The organism is uncultured Sphingomonas sp., assembly GCF_964235535.1.
GTDB lineage: Bacteria > Pseudomonadota > Alphaproteobacteria > Sphingomonadales > Sphingomonadaceae > Sphingomonas.
In genome coordinates this window covers 17,889-31,193 of record NZ_CAXSBH010000033.1, presented here as the reverse complement: position 1 = coordinate 31,193, position 13,305 = coordinate 17,889, and the positions used below count along the sequence as shown (strand labels likewise).

General features: G+C 68.4%; 15 protein-coding genes. 8 read left to right on the top strand and 7 right to left on the bottom strand.

Going from position 1 to position 13,305, the window contains the following annotated elements; all coding sequences use genetic code 11:
- Positions 1-106: 106 nt before the first annotated feature.
- From ACFE7F_RS10775 to ACFE7F_RS10765, 3 genes are read left to right on the top strand one after another with little or no spacing between them, the layout of a single operon-like run.
- On the top strand, positions 107-1,111 hold the full coding sequence (locus ACFE7F_RS10775) for an alpha-ketoacid dehydrogenase subunit beta (RefSeq protein ID WP_375403855.1): 1,005 nt from the start codon (positions 107-109) through the stop codon (positions 1,109-1,111).
- A gap of 7 nt (positions 1,112-1,118) precedes the next feature.
- A complete protein-coding gene (locus ACFE7F_RS10770) occupies positions 1,119-2,501 on the top strand; it encodes a dihydrolipoamide acetyltransferase family protein (protein WP_375403853.1) in 1,383 nt (460 codons plus the stop codon).
- Positions 2,502-2,557: 56 nt separating this feature from the next.
- Positions 2,558-2,815, top strand: coding sequence for a hypothetical protein (locus ACFE7F_RS10765; protein WP_375403852.1), 258 nt, complete (start codon positions 2,558-2,560; stop codon positions 2,813-2,815).
- Here ACFE7F_RS10765 and ACFE7F_RS10760 read toward each other — a convergent pair.
- A complete protein-coding gene (locus tag ACFE7F_RS10760; protein WP_375403851.1) occupies positions 2,812-3,588 on the bottom strand; it encodes an SDR family NAD(P)-dependent oxidoreductase in 777 nt (258 codons plus the stop codon). The genes ACFE7F_RS10765 and ACFE7F_RS10760 overlap by 4 nt on opposite strands.
- Positions 3,589-3,941: 353 nt before the next feature.
- Here ACFE7F_RS10760 and ACFE7F_RS10755 point away from each other — a divergent pair, with 353 nt between their 5' ends.
- Positions 3,942-4,112 carry a hypothetical protein gene (locus ACFE7F_RS10755; protein ID WP_375403850.1) on the top strand — a complete coding sequence of 57 codons (171 nt, stop codon included), beginning with the start codon at positions 3,942-3,944 and terminating at the stop codon, positions 4,110-4,112.
- Here the strand turns inward: ACFE7F_RS10755 and ACFE7F_RS10750 are convergent.
- Positions 4,109-5,305 (bottom strand): acetyl-CoA C-acyltransferase, encoded by a 1,197-nt coding sequence (locus ACFE7F_RS10750; RefSeq protein WP_375403849.1) that lies wholly within the window; start codon positions 5,303-5,305, stop codon positions 4,109-4,111. The two genes, ACFE7F_RS10755 and ACFE7F_RS10750, sit on opposite strands and share 4 nt — an antisense overlap.
- A 130-nt stretch (positions 5,306-5,435) precedes the next feature.
- Between ACFE7F_RS10750 and ACFE7F_RS10745 the strand changes: the two genes are divergently transcribed.
- A complete protein-coding gene (locus tag ACFE7F_RS10745; protein ID WP_375403848.1) occupies positions 5,436-6,203 on the top strand; it encodes an enoyl-CoA hydratase/isomerase family protein in 768 nt (255 codons plus the stop codon).
- Positions 6,204-6,342: 139 nt separating this feature from the next.
- On the opposite strand, the gene gorA is transcribed toward ACFE7F_RS10745, so the two are convergent.
- The 4 genes from gorA to pgi are packed head-to-tail and all read right to left on the bottom strand — an operon-like array spanning position 6,343 to position 9,855.
- A complete protein-coding gene (gorA, locus tag ACFE7F_RS10740; RefSeq protein ID WP_375403847.1) occupies positions 6,343-7,692 on the bottom strand; it encodes a glutathione-disulfide reductase in 1,350 nt (449 codons plus the stop codon).
- The gene (locus ACFE7F_RS10735) at positions 7,692-8,108 is read right to left on the bottom strand and encodes a PIN domain nuclease (RefSeq protein ID WP_375403846.1); all 417 of its coding nucleotides are present in this window, start codon (positions 8,106-8,108) and stop codon (positions 7,692-7,694) included. Before ACFE7F_RS10735 ends, gorA begins: the two co-directional genes overlap by 1 nt.
- Entirely contained in the window at positions 8,105-8,317 is a 213-nt protein-coding gene (locus tag ACFE7F_RS10730; RefSeq protein ID WP_375403845.1) for a type II toxin-antitoxin system VapB family antitoxin, read from the bottom strand. Before ACFE7F_RS10730 ends, ACFE7F_RS10735 begins: the two co-directional genes overlap by 4 nt.
- 44 nt (positions 8,318-8,361) lie before the next feature.
- Entirely contained in the window at positions 8,362-9,855 is a 1,494-nt protein-coding gene (gene pgi, locus ACFE7F_RS10725) for a glucose-6-phosphate isomerase (protein WP_375403844.1), read from the bottom strand.
- Positions 9,856-9,968: 113 nt separating this feature from the next.
- Here pgi and lepB point away from each other — a divergent pair, with 113 nt between their 5' ends.
- Genes lepB through era form a run of 3 tightly spaced genes read left to right on the top strand, consistent with a single transcriptional unit; the run spans position 9,969 to position 12,360 of the window.
- Entirely contained in the window at positions 9,969-10,769 is an 801-nt protein-coding gene (gene lepB / locus ACFE7F_RS10720) for a signal peptidase I (RefSeq protein WP_375403843.1), read from the top strand.
- A complete protein-coding gene (gene rnc / locus ACFE7F_RS10715) occupies positions 10,766-11,467 on the top strand; it encodes a ribonuclease III (protein ID WP_375403842.1) in 702 nt (233 codons plus the stop codon). The genes lepB and rnc overlap by 4 nt, the downstream gene beginning before the upstream one ends.
- On the top strand, positions 11,464-12,360 hold the full coding sequence (gene era / locus ACFE7F_RS10710) for a GTPase Era (protein ID WP_375403841.1): 897 nt from the start codon (positions 11,464-11,466) through the stop codon (positions 12,358-12,360). Before rnc ends, era begins: the two co-directional genes overlap by 4 nt.
- Positions 12,361-12,475: 115 nt before the next feature.
- Here the strand turns inward: era and ACFE7F_RS10705 are convergent, their stop codons facing one another.
- Positions 12,476-13,204: an NAD-dependent deacylase gene (locus ACFE7F_RS10705; protein WP_375403840.1), complete on the bottom strand. Its 729-nt coding sequence runs from the start codon at positions 13,202-13,204 to the stop codon at positions 12,476-12,478.
- Between the last annotated feature and the right edge of the window lie 101 nt (positions 13,205-13,305).

Here is a 13,305-nt window from a genome sequence, read left to right as displayed (position 1 = left end):
TGCTGGCCGAAGAGGAAGCGAGCGGACGGCCATGGGCGCGGAAGTGAGCGGGATGGTCGGGGTCAGTTCGGCGACCGAGTCGTCGGACGCCTCCGGCGCCGTCCGGATGAACATGGTCCAGGCGATCAACTCCGCGCTCGACGTCATGATGATGCGCGATCCGGACGTGCTCGTGATGGGGGAGGATGTCGGCTACTTCGGCGGCGTGTTCCGCGCGACCGCCGGGCTGCAGGCCAAGCACGGCAAGACGCGCGTGTTCGACACGCCGATCACCGAGATCGGCATCGTGGGCGTCGCGATCGGGATGGGGGCGTACGGCCTTAGGCCCGTGCCCGAGATCCAGTTCGCCGATTACATCTACCCCGCGCTCGATCAGCTCGTCTCCGAGGCCGCGCGGCTCCGCTACCGGTCGGCGGGCGAGTTCACCGCCCCGATTACCGTGCGATCGCCTTACGGCGGCGGCATCTTCGGCGGACAGACGCATTCGCAGTCGCCCGAGGGCATCTTTACTCATGTGTCGGGCATCAAGACCGTGATCCCGGCCACGCCCTACGACGCCAAAGGGCTGCTGATCGCGGCGATCGAGGACAACGACCCGACGCTCTTCCTCGAGCCCAAGCGCATCTATAACGGCCCGTTCGACGGTCATTGGGACCGGCCTGCCAAGAACTGGAGCGGACATCCAGGCGGCGAGGTGCCGACGGGGTACTACCGCATCGATCTGGGCAAGGCCGATGTGGTCCGGCCGGGCGAGGCGCTGACGATCCTGTGCTACGGAACGATGGTCCACGTCGTGGGCGCGGTCGTCGAGGACACGGGCGTCGATGCGGAGATCGTCGACCTGCGCACGCTGGTACCGCTCGATATCGAGACGATCGAGGCGTCCGTCCGCAAGACCGGCCGCTGCATGATCGTGCACGAGGCGACGCGCACCGGCGGGTTCGGGGCGGAGCTGTCGGCGCTCGTCCAGGAACGCTGCTTCCACCATCTGGAGGCCCCGATCGAGCGGGTAACCGGGTTCGACACGCCCTATCCGCACAGCCTGGAATGGGCCTATTTCCCCGGCCCGGTCCGGATCGGCGAAGCGCTCAAGAAGATCATGAAGGACTGACCGGACGATGGCGCGTTTCACGTTCAAGCTGCCGGATATCGGCGAGGGCATCGCCGAGGCGGAGATCGTCGCCTGGCACGTCGCCGTCGGCGACCGGATCGAGGAAGACGGCCCCGTCGCGGACATGATGACCGACAAGGCGACCGTAGAGATGGAGTCGCCGGTGTCGGGCGTGGTGGTCGAGCTGGCGGGAGAGGTCGGCGATCAGGTCGCGATCGGCGCGGCGCTGGTGCTGATCGAGACGGAGGCGGTCGAGGTTCCGGCGGAGGTGGAGGCCGCGCCGCCCACGTCGGAACAGGCGGAGGTTGCGCGGCAGTACGGCGCGGAGAACCCCGGGGTGGACGAGGTCGTGCCGCCGGTGATGACCACGCCCGCGCGCGCGGGCGCGGGCGCGGATACTTCTACTCCCTCTCCCCCTCGGGGAGAGGGTAGGGGAGAGGGGCTGTCCAGGGAACCGGCCGCGCCCGAAACAGCCCCTCTCCCCAGCCCTCTCCCCGGAGGGGAGAGGGAGCAGAAGTCGCTCGCTTCCCCGGCCGTTCGCCAGCGGGCTACGGAACTCGGCGTTGATCTCGCCCAGGTCCGCCCCGCCGAGGGCGACCGCGTCCGTCACGCCGACCTCGACGCGTTCCTCCGTTACGGCTCGAGCCAGGGTTACGCCGCCCCCGGCGCGAGCCGCGCGCGCGATGACGAGCAGGTCCGCGTCATCGGCATGCGCCGCCGCATCGCCGAGAACATGGCCGCGTCCAAGCGCCACATCCCGCACTTCACTTATGTCGACGAGATCGACATGACCGAACTCGAGCGGATGCGTGGCGCCCTGAACGACAATCGCGGCGGGCGGCCCAAGCTCACCATGCTGCCGCTGATGATAGTCGCGATCTGCCGGTCCTTGCCCGACTTCCCGATGCTTAACGCCCGCTACGACGACGAGGCGGGCGTGGTGACGCGCTCGGGCCGGGTGCATCTGGGCATGGCGACGCAGACCGACGCCGGGCTGACCGTGCCCGTCATCCGCGACGCGCAGGACCGCAATGTCTGGCAGCTCGCCACCGAGATCGGGCGGCTCGCCGAAGCCGCGCGCGCGAACAAGCTTACGCCGCAAGAAATGGGCGGCGGCACGATCACCGTCACCTCGCTCGGCCCGCTCGGCGGGATAGCGACAACGCCCGTGATCAACCGGCCCGAGGTCGCGATCATCGGTCCGAACAAGATCGTCGAGCGCCCGGTTTTTGCCAAGAACGAGCATGGGGGCGACGATATCAGGCGCGCCAAGCTGATGAATCTGTCGATCAGCTGCGACCACCGCGTCGTCGATGGCTGGGACGCGGCGAGCTATGTCCAGGCGCTCAAGCGGTATCTGGAAACGCCTGTCCTGCTGTTTGCCGATTGACGGCACTTACCGACCTCGGCTCGCGTTCACTTCCCGAACCCGAACGGAGTCTACCCATGCCCGACACCGACAAGAACCCGGAACCGCGCGTCTATGGGCAAGCGGACGAGTCAAACCGCAATCCGCCCGCGCCCGGCGAGATGCGCGGCGAGCAGGGGAACACCCTGGCCGATCCAAACCCCGAACAAACGCAGGACGAACGGGTCGAGGGCGCGACAATCACCGTGACCGAGGTGTCGGGCACCGCCTTCGCCGAAAAAACCGGTCGCTCCGGGCTGGCGCGTGAGGGGTCGATCAACGAGAAAGCCGACTAGCCGCGCCTTTTCTGGATCGTCCCGGTGACCTTGCGCGCGAGTATGCGGGGTAGGAAGCGTACGCTGTCGGCCATCAGCGTGTTGATCGTCCCCGACACCTTGACCGGGCTGTTCGCCCGGACCGCGGCGAGCCCGTCGCGCACCACGGCGTCCGCATCGGCCCACACGGCATCGAAGCTCGTCAGGTCCTTCATTCCCGCGCGATCGGCGAACTCGGTGCGGGTGGGGCCGGGACACAGCGCCGACACTCGAACACCCTTGTCGCGCACCTCCTCATGCAGTGCCTCCGAAAAGCTGAGTACGAACGCCTTGGACGCGTAATAGACCGCCATCCACGGGCCGGGCTGGAACGCGGCGGTCGAGGCTATGTTGAGGATGCCGCCCGACCTGCGCGCGATCATTTGCGGCAGGACGCCATGCGCGAGCGCGACCAGCGCGCGGCAGTTCAGGTCGATGATGCCGAGCTGTTCGTCGTGACCCAAGGTCGCGAAGTCGCCGCGCGCGCCGTAGCCGGCGTTGTTGACGAGCAGGTCGATCGACAGCCCGGCCGCGGCGATGTCGGCAAGTAACCCTTCCGCCGCCTCGGGTCTCGTGAGGTCGGCGGCAAAGACATGGACGGTTACCTCGTGCGCGGTGCGAAGCTCGGCGGCTAGCGCCTCAAGCCGATCGGCACGCCGCGCGGTCAGGATCAGGTGGTGGCCGTCCCTGGCGAGCGCGCGAGCGAAGCCGTCGCCGAGCCCGGCGGACGCGCCGGTGATGAGTGCAGTGGGCATGTTGGACGCTCCGTGACGAGCCCGCCAGCCTTCGCCCGGGTGTCGGGAAAAGCAAGCGGGTCGACCTTCGACGGCGCGTAAGCTCGCTTGCGCCTTCATGCCGCACTCGCGAAGGGACCGGGATAAACGAGCGCGCGCCCATCGATCCCGGCCTTTTCCCCGGCGTGGGCGCACACGTCTTTTGGGGTCTGACGCCCTTGTATCTACGTCTGCTCCAAGACGTGCCGGCAACCCAGCTGCGTCGACCGGAGAGGCGGTGTTCAGGAACGAGCCGAGCTTCGACGGCCTGCTCGTAATAGCGGGTGGAATGACGGCCGCGCCGCTGCTGCTGTTCGCGGCTGCGGCTCGCCACCTTGGGATTGCTGCAATATGTCGGGCCGATGATCCAGTTCGGACCGGCGGTGCTGGTCTTCGGCGAGACGCTGCGAGCGGCGCACCTCGTCACCTTCGGACTGATCTGGGCGGGGTGCGCGGTGTACGGTTGGGACAGCTGGCGCAGGTCGCGCGAGCCGGTGCCGGCCTAGACTATTTCGAACAGTCCCGCCGCGCCCATGCCGCCTGCAGTGCACATCGACACCACGACCCAGCGCACGCCGCGCTTCCTGCCCTCGATCAGCGCGTGGCCGACCAGCCGCGAGCCCGTCATCCCGAACGGGTGGCCAACGGCGATCGCGCCGCCATCCACATTATACTTTTCCGGGTCGATGCGGAGATGGTCGCGGCAGTAAAGGCATTGCGACGCGAACGCCTCGTTCAGCTCCCACAAGCCGATGTCGGCGACGGACAGCCCGGCGCGGTCGAGCAGCTTGGGGACGGCGTAGATCGGGCCGATGCCCATCTCGTCGGGCTCGCACCCAGCCGCCTGGAAGCCGCGATAAAGCCCCAAGATCTCGCGGCCCTCCGCCTGCGCCGTGGCGCGATCCATCAGCAGCTGCGCGGACGCGCCATCGGACAGCTGGCTGGCGTTGCCGGCGGTGACGCTGGTTCCCGGCCCGCTGAACTCGCCGCCCGCCCAGACGGTCTTCAGCCCGCGCAAGGCTTCGACGGTGGTGCCGGGGCGGATGCCCTCATCCTGCGACAGCGTCACCGTCTCGGTGCCGGTGCGGTTCCCATCCTTGTCGAACAGCGCCTTTTCGACGGTGATGGGCGCGATCTCCTCGGTAAAGGTGCCGCGTGCGAGCCCGGCGGCGGCGCGCGCTTGCGACTGCGCACCGTACTCATCCTGGGCGTCGCGCGAGACGCCGTAGCGCTCGGCGACGATCTCGGCGGTTTCGATCATCGGGATGTAGGCGGCGGGCACCACGGCCGTCACCGACCCGTTCACGTAGCGCGGCGCGTCCTTGGTGACGGTGAAGCTGATCGACTCCATGCCCCCGGCGAGCGCGACGTCAATCTCGTCGCACATGATCGAACGCGCGGCGAGCGCCACCGCGGTCAGGCCCGAGCCGCATTTGCGATCGAGCGTAAAGGCGGGGACCGAACGGGGCAGGTCCGCGGCGAAGCTCGCCATGCGCCCGGCGTTCCCCCCTTGCGTCCCCCACTGGTTGCCGACGCCCCAGAAGATCTCGTCGATCCGCGCCGGGTCGACACCCGCGCGCTCGATGACCGCGTTCATGACGTGCGCGGCCAGCACGGGAGCCTCGGTGGCATTGAACGCGCCGCGGTAAGCCTTGCCGATAGCGGTGCGGGCAGTGGAGACGATCGCGGCTTCGCGCATGGGAGGTCCTTCGTGAGTAAGTTCACGCCCTCCCTATCCCGTTCGCCCCGAGCTTGTCGAAGGGGTGTTCTTCTTGCTCTGAACGTAAGAAAGGCGATGCTTCGACAAGCTCAGCACGAACGGAGATGTTGTGACCGTTGAGACCAAGAGGAGCGGACACGTCGCCATCGTGACGTTCAGCCGCCCGCCGCACAATTTCGCGGATTTGGCGCTGATCGAGGCGATCGGGGCGGCCTTCGACGCGGCGGACGCGGACGGTGACGTGCGCGCGATCGTGCTCAGGTCGGAAGGCCGCGTGTTCTGCGCTGGCGCGGACCTGGCCAATGCAAACCCGGTCGCGGACGAGGTGCCTGCGGGCGAGCGCAACCCTTTCTACGTCGCCGCCGCCAAGCTGTTCGGTGTGGCCAAGCCGGTGGTGGCCGCGGTGCAGGGTGCCGCGGTCGGGGCGGGGCTGGGGCTGTCGCTCATCGCCGATTTCCGGGTGGCGACGGCCGACGCGCGGTTCGCGGCGAACTTCGTCCAGCTCGGCTTCCATCCGGGATTCGGCATTTCTGCGGTGCTGGAACGGATCGTCGGGCGGCAACGCGCGCTGCTGATGCTCCTGACCGGGCGAAGGATCGGCGGAGGGCAGGCGTTCGAGTGGGGACTGGCGGATCAGCTTGTCGCGGGGGGAGAGGTCGACGAAGCGGCGCTGGCGCTAGCGCGGGAGATCGCGACCGGCGCGCCGCTGGCGGTGAGGTCGACGCGCGCGACGCTCCGGGGCGATCTGGCGCGCCTGGTGGCCGAGGCGACCGATCACGAGTTGGCGGAACAGGCGTGGTTGCAGAAGACGCGGGACTTCGCAGAAGGGGTGCAGGCGGTGAACGAACGGCGGCCGGGGCGGTTCGTTGGGGCGTGATCGCCTTCCCTCTCCCGCTTTCGCGGGAGAGGGTGGCCGAGCATAGCGAGGTCGGGTGAGGGCACTTCTTTGGGAAGGTCCGGCCTTCATCCTGGCGCAAACGCGCCTGTCCCTCTCCCGCGAACGCGGGAGAGGGTTATTACCGCATCAACACCAACTCCTCCGCCATGGTCGGATGCAGCGCCACCGTCGCGTCGAAATCGTCCTTCGTCAGCCTGGCTTTGATCGCCACCGCCGCCGCTTGGAGGATCTCCGGTGCGTCCGGGCCGATCATGTGGAGCCCGACGATGCGCCCCGTCTCGCTCTCGCAGATCATCTTGTACAAAGCGCGCTCGTCGCGGCCCGCCAGCACGTTCTTCATCGGGCGGAAGTCGGAGGTGTAGACCTTGACGGTCCCCAGCGTGTTGCGCGCCTCGCCCTCCGTCATGCCGACGGCGGCGATCGGCGGGTGGCTGAACACGGCCGACGGCACGTCGTGATAGTCGACCACCGTCGGCTTGCCGCCGAACACCGTGTCGGCGAAGGCCTGTCCCTCGCGGATCGCGATGGGGGTCAGTTGGATGCGGTTGGTGACGTCGCCGATCGCGTATACGCTGCCGCAGGTTGAGCGGTTATCGGGCCCGACCTTGACCGCGCCGTTCGCGTCGAGTTCGACGCCCGCGGCCTCCAACCCCAGCTCGCGCGTGTTGGGCGCACGGCCGGTGGCGAACATCACGAGGTCGACCGTCAGCGGATCGTGGTTGGTCATGCGGACGGTAAAGGTCTCGTCCTCGTTCTTCTCGACCGCCTCGAAATGCGCGTTGAAGCGAAAGTCGATGCCCTTGCCGGTCGAGATGTTGACCAGCCGGTCCCTGATCTGCGCGTCGTACCCGCGCAGGATCACGTCCGACCGGTTCATCAGGGTCACCTTGGATCCGAACTCGTTGAATATCCCGGCAAACTCGTTGGCGATGTAGCCCGCGCCCGCGATCAGCACGCGCTTTGGAATGGCTTCGAGGTGGAAGGCCTCGTTGGAGGTAATCCCGTGCTCGTTGCCGGGGAAGTCGGGCACGACCGGATGCGCCCCGACCGCGACCAGGATCGTGCCCGCCGTCACCTCGCGCCCGCTCGCCAGCCGAACGCTGTGCGGGCCGGTGACGGTAACGCGCTCGTGGATGATCTCCACGCCGTAGTTCTTCAGCGTCGTCGTATAGGCGGCGTTGAGCCGGTCGACATCGGCCAGCACGTTGTCGCGCAAGGTCGGCCAGTGGAACGACGTCTCGGGCACGTTCCACCCGAACCGCCGCGCGTCCTTCAAGTCCTCGGCGAAATGCGCGCCGTAGATCAGGAGCTTCTTGGGCACGCAGCCGCGTATGACGCAGGTGCCGCCCACCCGGTGCTCCTCCGCGACCGCCACCCGCGCCCCGTGCGCCGCGGCAACGCGCGACGCGCGGACGCCGCCGGACCCTGCGCCAATGGTGAGAAGGTCGTAGTCGTACTGGTCGGGCATCAATGCGGTCCGGTAATTAGCGCCATCGCCGAGCGAAGGCCGAGATGTTCCACGAAGGGATCGAAGTCGCGGTCGCTATATAGGAGCGGAAGGCCGTCGAGGATGCAGCGCGTGGCGATAAGGGCATCAATCGTTTTACGGACGGTGATGCCCTTGGCACGTAGTTCGCGGTAGTTACGGGCCGCTTCGATCGCAACGCGGTGACCGACGATGTCTATTGGGGTAAAGCTGGACAGCCAATCCTGCCGATCCCGGGCGGCTCGATCGCTCCGCGCGCCCTGCAGCACTTCGATTAGGGGCAAGTCACCAATCGCTAGGTGCTTTCTCAGCCTGAGTAGGTGACGGAGCGCGTCCGTTTGCAATGTAGCCTTGGCATTGAGGAAATCGATCCAGACGCTCGCGTCGACAAGGATCACCCGAACTCGGGCCGGATCTTATCCGTCCGCATCTCGTCGAGGTCACCTTCCCAGCCTATGCCCCAGAGCGCGTCCAAAGCAGCATCCTGCCGTCGAAAGCGGATCAAGTCGCGCAATGCGGTTTCGACCACCTCGCGTTTGGTGCCCGCACCGCTAATTCTCAAAGCCTCCGCCATCAAGGCATCGTCGATCTCGATGTTCGTTCGCATGTGTAGAGTTCCCGTTGCCCATACACATATGCATAGAGGTCGTCTCAGTCCAGACCCGCCCGCCGGATCAGGTCGGCCGTCGACGCGTCGAAGTCGCCGCTGCCCTTGGCCGCGGCCTTGGCCATCTCCTTGCCGAGCTCGACGCCGAACTGGTCGAAGGAGTTGATGCCGAGCAGCACGCCCGACACGAACACCCGGTGCTCGTAGAACGCGATCAGCGCGCCGAGCGTGCGGGGGTCGAGGTGGTCTAGGAGCAGGGTCGATGACGGTCGGTCCCCCGAATAGCTGCGCGCCGGGTCATCGACCTGCTTGCCCGCCATCAGCGCCGCCCCTTGCGCGAAGGCGTTGAGGAGGAGGAGGCGGTGATGCTCCTCGTCGAGCACGTCGCCCGCCTCGATCACCGCGACGAACTCGACGGGGACCAAGTGCGTGCCTTGGTGGAGCAGCTGGAACACCGCATGTTGCGCATCCGTGCCGACGCCGCCCCAGGTAATCGGCGCGGTCGGACGGGCGACGGGCTCGCCGGAGACCGTCACGCCCTTGCCGTTCGACTCCATCTCGAGCTGCTGAAGGTAGGAGGGCAAAAGGCGCAACCGCTCGTCATAGGCGAAGGTCGCGCGCGTCTCGGCGTGGCGGACCTGCGTGTAGTACAGGTCGGCGAAGGCGGCGAGCGCGGGGGCGTTCTCGTGCAGCGCGGACAGGCGGAAATGCCGGTCCATCTCGGCCGCGCCTTCCAGTAGTTCCTGAAACGCGTCCCAGCCGAGCTTGACCGCGGCGGGGAAGCCGATCGACGACCAGAGCGAATAACGCCCGCCGACGCCTTCGGAGAAGGGCAGCACGCGCGTCTCGTCGACGCCCCAGGCGATCGCGGCGTCGGGCGCGGCGGTCAGCGCGATCACGCGGCCGTACGGGTCGTCGACGCCGTGCTCGGTCATCCAGCCGATCGTCGAGGTCGCGTTCAGGATCGTCTCGGTCGTGGTGAAGGTCTTGCTCGCCACGACGAGCAGCGTCGCGGCGGGGTCGAAACGCGCGAACGCCTCCTCCAGCGCGGAGCCGTCGACGTTGGAAACGATCGCCACGTCGTACCGCTCGCTCTCCCGCCCCAGCGCGTCGACCAGCAGATCGGGGCCGAGCGCGGAGCCGCCGATGCCGACATGCAGGACGTGGCGCACGGGACCGAACGCCTCCGCCTCGATCGCATCGATCACCGCGCGCATGCGGGTGTGATAGGCGGCGGCGCGCGCGACGCTCTCGGGCTTGCCCTCGCCGCGCTCGGCGGTGTGCTCGACTGGACGGTTCTCGGTGACGTTGACGGGCTCGCCCCGAAACATGGCGTCGCGCTTGCCCGCCAGGTCGCTGCCATGCGCCAGCTTCTCGAATGCGGCTATCGCATCCGCCGTCAGGTGCGTCTTGGACCAGTCGAAATGGATGCCCGCGACGTCCAGCGACAGCCGCGCGAGCCGGTCGGGGTCGTTCGCGAACAGCTCGGCCAATCCGGGCGAGGGCAGGGCTTCGATCGCGGTCCAGTCTGCGGCCATGTCTTGGTTCCTCCGGTGACGCCCCCGCAGGTAATACGGGCCGGAAGCTTGCGCCACCCGGGAAAGCCGTCCGGCCTTGACGCCCCCCCCGCCCGCGCGCAGTTGGCTTGGCGATGGCCACCTCTCCCAAGCGGTCCCCGGCGCGCTCGGAAGCCGCCGAGACCGGGCGCTTCCTGCTCAAGCTCGCGCTCTTCGTGCTGCTGTTCCGGTCCTTCGTGATCGCGCCGTTCGTGATCCCGTCGGAGTCGATGCTGCCGCGCCTGCTGATCGGCGATTATCTGCTCGTGAGCAAATGGAACTACGGCTATTCGCGCTGGTCGCTGCCGTGGGGGCTGCCGCTGATCCCGGGCCGCGTGCTCGCGCGCCAGCCGGCGCGCGGCGACGTGGCGGTGTTCCGCGGCAATCCGCTGAACGACCATGACGTCATCAAGCGCGTGATCGGCCTGCCGGGCGACACGGTGCAGATGCGGGCCGGGCAGCTGTTCCTGAGCGGCCGTGCGATCTCCAAGCTGCGCGTGGCCGACTTCGTCGTACCGATCACGCCCAACTACACCTGCCCGTCGCAGTTCCAGGATGTCGGCGCCGACGGCCCGATCTGCCGCTACCGCCGCTACCGCGAGACGTTGCCCGGCGGGCGGAGCTATGACGTGCTCGACCAGGCGGACATCCCGGCGGCCGACGATACGGAGCTGTTCACGGTCCCGGCGGGCCATGTGTTCATGATGGGCGACAACCGCGACAATAGCGGCGACAGCCGCTTCGCGCCGCCGATCGGCTTCCATTTCGTGCCGCAGGCCAATCTGGAGGGCCGGGCGCTCGTGACCTTCTTCTCGACCGACGGCACCGCGGAGTGGCTGAAACCCTGGACGTGGGTCTCCGCCGCGCGGGCGACACGGATCGGCGAGACGTTTTGAGCGAACCGGCCGCTTGGCTCGCCCAACTGTTCGGCCGCGCGCCGGTCGACCTCTCCCGCTTCGAACGCGCGCTGACGCATTCGAGCCTGAGCGAGGGCAATTACGAGCGGCTCGAGTTCCTGGGCGACCGCGTGCTGGGGCTGTGCATGGCCGAATGGCTGTTTGAGCTGTTCCCCGACGAGCCCGAGGGTAATTTGTCCAAGCGGTTCAACACGCTCGTCGCGGGCGCGACCTGCGCGGAGATCGCGCGCGAGCTCGGCGTTCCCGAGCATCTACGCCTGGGCAAGCAGGCGCGCGACGACGGCGCGCTCGGGAGCGACAACGTGCTGGGCGACGTGCTCGAGTCGCTGCTGGGCGCGTTCCATCTGGAGGCGGGACTCGACGAGGCGCGCGCCTTCGTGCGTCGCGTCTGGGGGACGCGGGTCCATGCGCAGGCCAAGGCGCCTCAGCATCCGAAGTCGCAGCTCCAGGAATGGGCCGCCGCGCACAACCGCGCCGCCCCGGAATACGAGGTCGCCGACCGCTCCGGCCCGCACCACGCGCCGCGCTTCACCGTGGTCGTGCGCGTCGGCCGCGGGCACGAGGCGAGCGCCGTGGGGGCGAGCAAGCAGGAGGCGGAGACCGCCGCCGCCCGGGCGCTCCTCCAGCAGCTTCGGGACGTGACCCCGGCGCGTGGGCGGCGTAACGCGTCCGCATGACGGAACAGAAATGCGGCCTGATCGCCGTCGTCGGCGCGCCCAACGCCGGCAAGTCCACTTTGGTGAACGCGCTCGTCGGCCAGAAGGTCGCGATCGTCTCCCCCAAGGCGCAGACGACGCGCACCAAGCTGCTCGGCGTCGCGATCGAGGGCGACGCGCAATTGCTCCTCGTCGACACGCCGGGCATCTTCGAGCCCAAGCGCCGGTTCGACCGCGCAATGGTGGCCGCCGCCTGGGACGGCGCGGAGGGCGCGGACATCGTTGCGCTCGTGGTCGACGGCAAAGGTGGGCTCGGCCCCAAAGTGACGTCGATCGTCGAGCGCATCGCCACGCGGCCCGAGCCCAAGCATCTGGTGCTCAACAAGGTCGATCTGGCGGACAAGGCCAAGCTGCTGGGCCATGCGGAGAAGCTGAACGCGCTCGTGGCGTTCGACGAGATCTGGTTCGTCAGCGCGCAGACGGGCGACGGCGTGCCCGAGCTCAAATCCGCGTTCGCCGCGCTGATGCCGACGGGGCCGTGGCACTATCCGGCGGACCAGGTGTCCGACGCCACCGAGCGCGCGCTCGCGACGGAGATCACGCGCGAGCAGCTGTTCCTCCAGCTCCATGCCGAGCTTCCATACGCCAGCGCGGTCGAGACCGAACGGTACGAGGAGCGCCCCGACGGATCGGTCGAGATCCACCAGCAGATCCTGGTCGAGCGCCCGACCCAGCGTGCGATCGTGCTGGGCAAGGGCGGCGAGCGCATCAAGCAGATCGGCGCGCGCGCCCGGGTGCAGCTGGCGACGCTGATGGAGCGGCCCGTGCATCTGTACCTCCACGTCAAGGTGAAGGAGGGCTGGGCCGAGGACCGCGAAGTCTACCGCGACATGGGGCTGGACTGGGTGGAGTAGCCCTCTTCAATCCTCCCCCGCAGGGGGAGGGGGACCGTTCGCGTTCTTCACGCGAATGGTGGAGGGGTAGCTCTCGACACGGCCAGGCCTGCGCGCGCGGAGAGCTACCCCTCCGTCACGCCTTCGGCGCGCCACTTCCCCCTCCGGGGGAGGACTTGAGCAGTTCCTCCACCCATGCGGGCACCAGCTCGCCCGCCGGGCCGAGCCGCGTCTCGTCGAACCAGCCGCTGCCCGCCGACCGCTCGAGATTGAGCTCGAGCGTCCGCGCGCCGTGATAGGCGGCGGTCCGGACGAACCCCGCCGCCGGGTACACCGCGCCCGAGGTGCCGATCGACACGAACAGGTCCGCCGTCGCGACCGCGCGGTCGATGCGGTCTATCTCGTAGGGCATCTCGCCGAAGAACACGATGTCGGGGCGGAGCGCGGGCGCGGCGCAGGCAGGGCAGGGGGTGCCGGGCGGGAGCGATCCCGCCCACGTCCGGCGCTCGCCGCAATCGGCGCAGAGCGCGGCGTTGAGCTCGCCATGCATGTGGAGGAGTCGCATCGATCCGGCGCGCTCGTGGAGATCGTCGACATTCTGCGTCACCAGCAGCATTTCGCCGGGCCACTCCGCCTCCAGCCGGGCGAGTGCCCGGTGCGCCCCGTTCGGTTCGACCCGGTCCAGCGCCGCGCGGCGTTCGTCGTAGAATCGGTGGACGAGCTCGGGATCGGCTCGGAGCGCCTGCGGGGTGCATACGTCCTCGACGCGGTGGCCTTCCCACAAGCCGCCCGGGCCGCGGAAGGTGGCGAGCCCGCTCTCGGCGGACACGCCCGCGCCGGTAAGGATGACGATGTTGCGAGTCATGTGGCAGCTATAAACCCTCTCCCGCTTTCGCGGGAGAGGGACAGGCGCGTTAGCGCCAGGGTGAGGGCCGGACCTTTCCCGGAAAGGTCCGGCCCTCACCC

Coding starts and splice junctions, on each gene's coding strand:
- ACFE7F_RS10765 (WP_375403852.1), top strand. CDS start 2,558: ATGCCCGACACCGACAAGAACCCGGAACCGCGCGTCTATGGGCAAGCG.
- ACFE7F_RS10775 (WP_375403855.1), top strand. CDS start 107: ATGAACATGGTCCAGGCGATCAACTCCGCGCTCGACGTCATGATGATG.
- ACFE7F_RS10730 (WP_375403845.1), bottom strand. CDS start 8,317: ATGCGAACGAACATCGAGATCGACGATGCCTTGATGGCGGAGGCTTTG.
- ACFE7F_RS10705 (WP_375403840.1), bottom strand. CDS start 13,204: ATGACTCGCAACATCGTCATCCTTACCGGCGCGGGCGTGTCCGCCGAG.
- ACFE7F_RS10760 (WP_375403851.1), bottom strand. CDS start 3,588: ATGCCCACTGCACTCATCACCGGCGCGTCCGCCGGGCTCGGCGACGGC.
- ACFE7F_RS10750 (WP_375403849.1), bottom strand. CDS start 5,305: ATGCGCGAAGCCGCGATCGTCTCCACTGCCCGCACCGCTATCGGCAAG.
- era (WP_375403841.1), top strand. CDS start 11,464: ATGACGGAACAGAAATGCGGCCTGATCGCCGTCGTCGGCGCGCCCAAC.
- ACFE7F_RS10770 (WP_375403853.1), top strand. CDS start 1,119: ATGGCGCGTTTCACGTTCAAGCTGCCGGATATCGGCGAGGGCATCGCC.
- lepB (WP_375403843.1), top strand. CDS start 9,969: ATGGCCACCTCTCCCAAGCGGTCCCCGGCGCGCTCGGAAGCCGCCGAG.
- pgi (WP_375403844.1), bottom strand. CDS start 9,855: ATGGCCGCAGACTGGACCGCGATCGAAGCCCTGCCCTCGCCCGGATTG.
- gorA (WP_375403847.1), bottom strand. CDS start 7,692: ATGCCCGACCAGTACGACTACGACCTTCTCACCATTGGCGCAGGGTCC.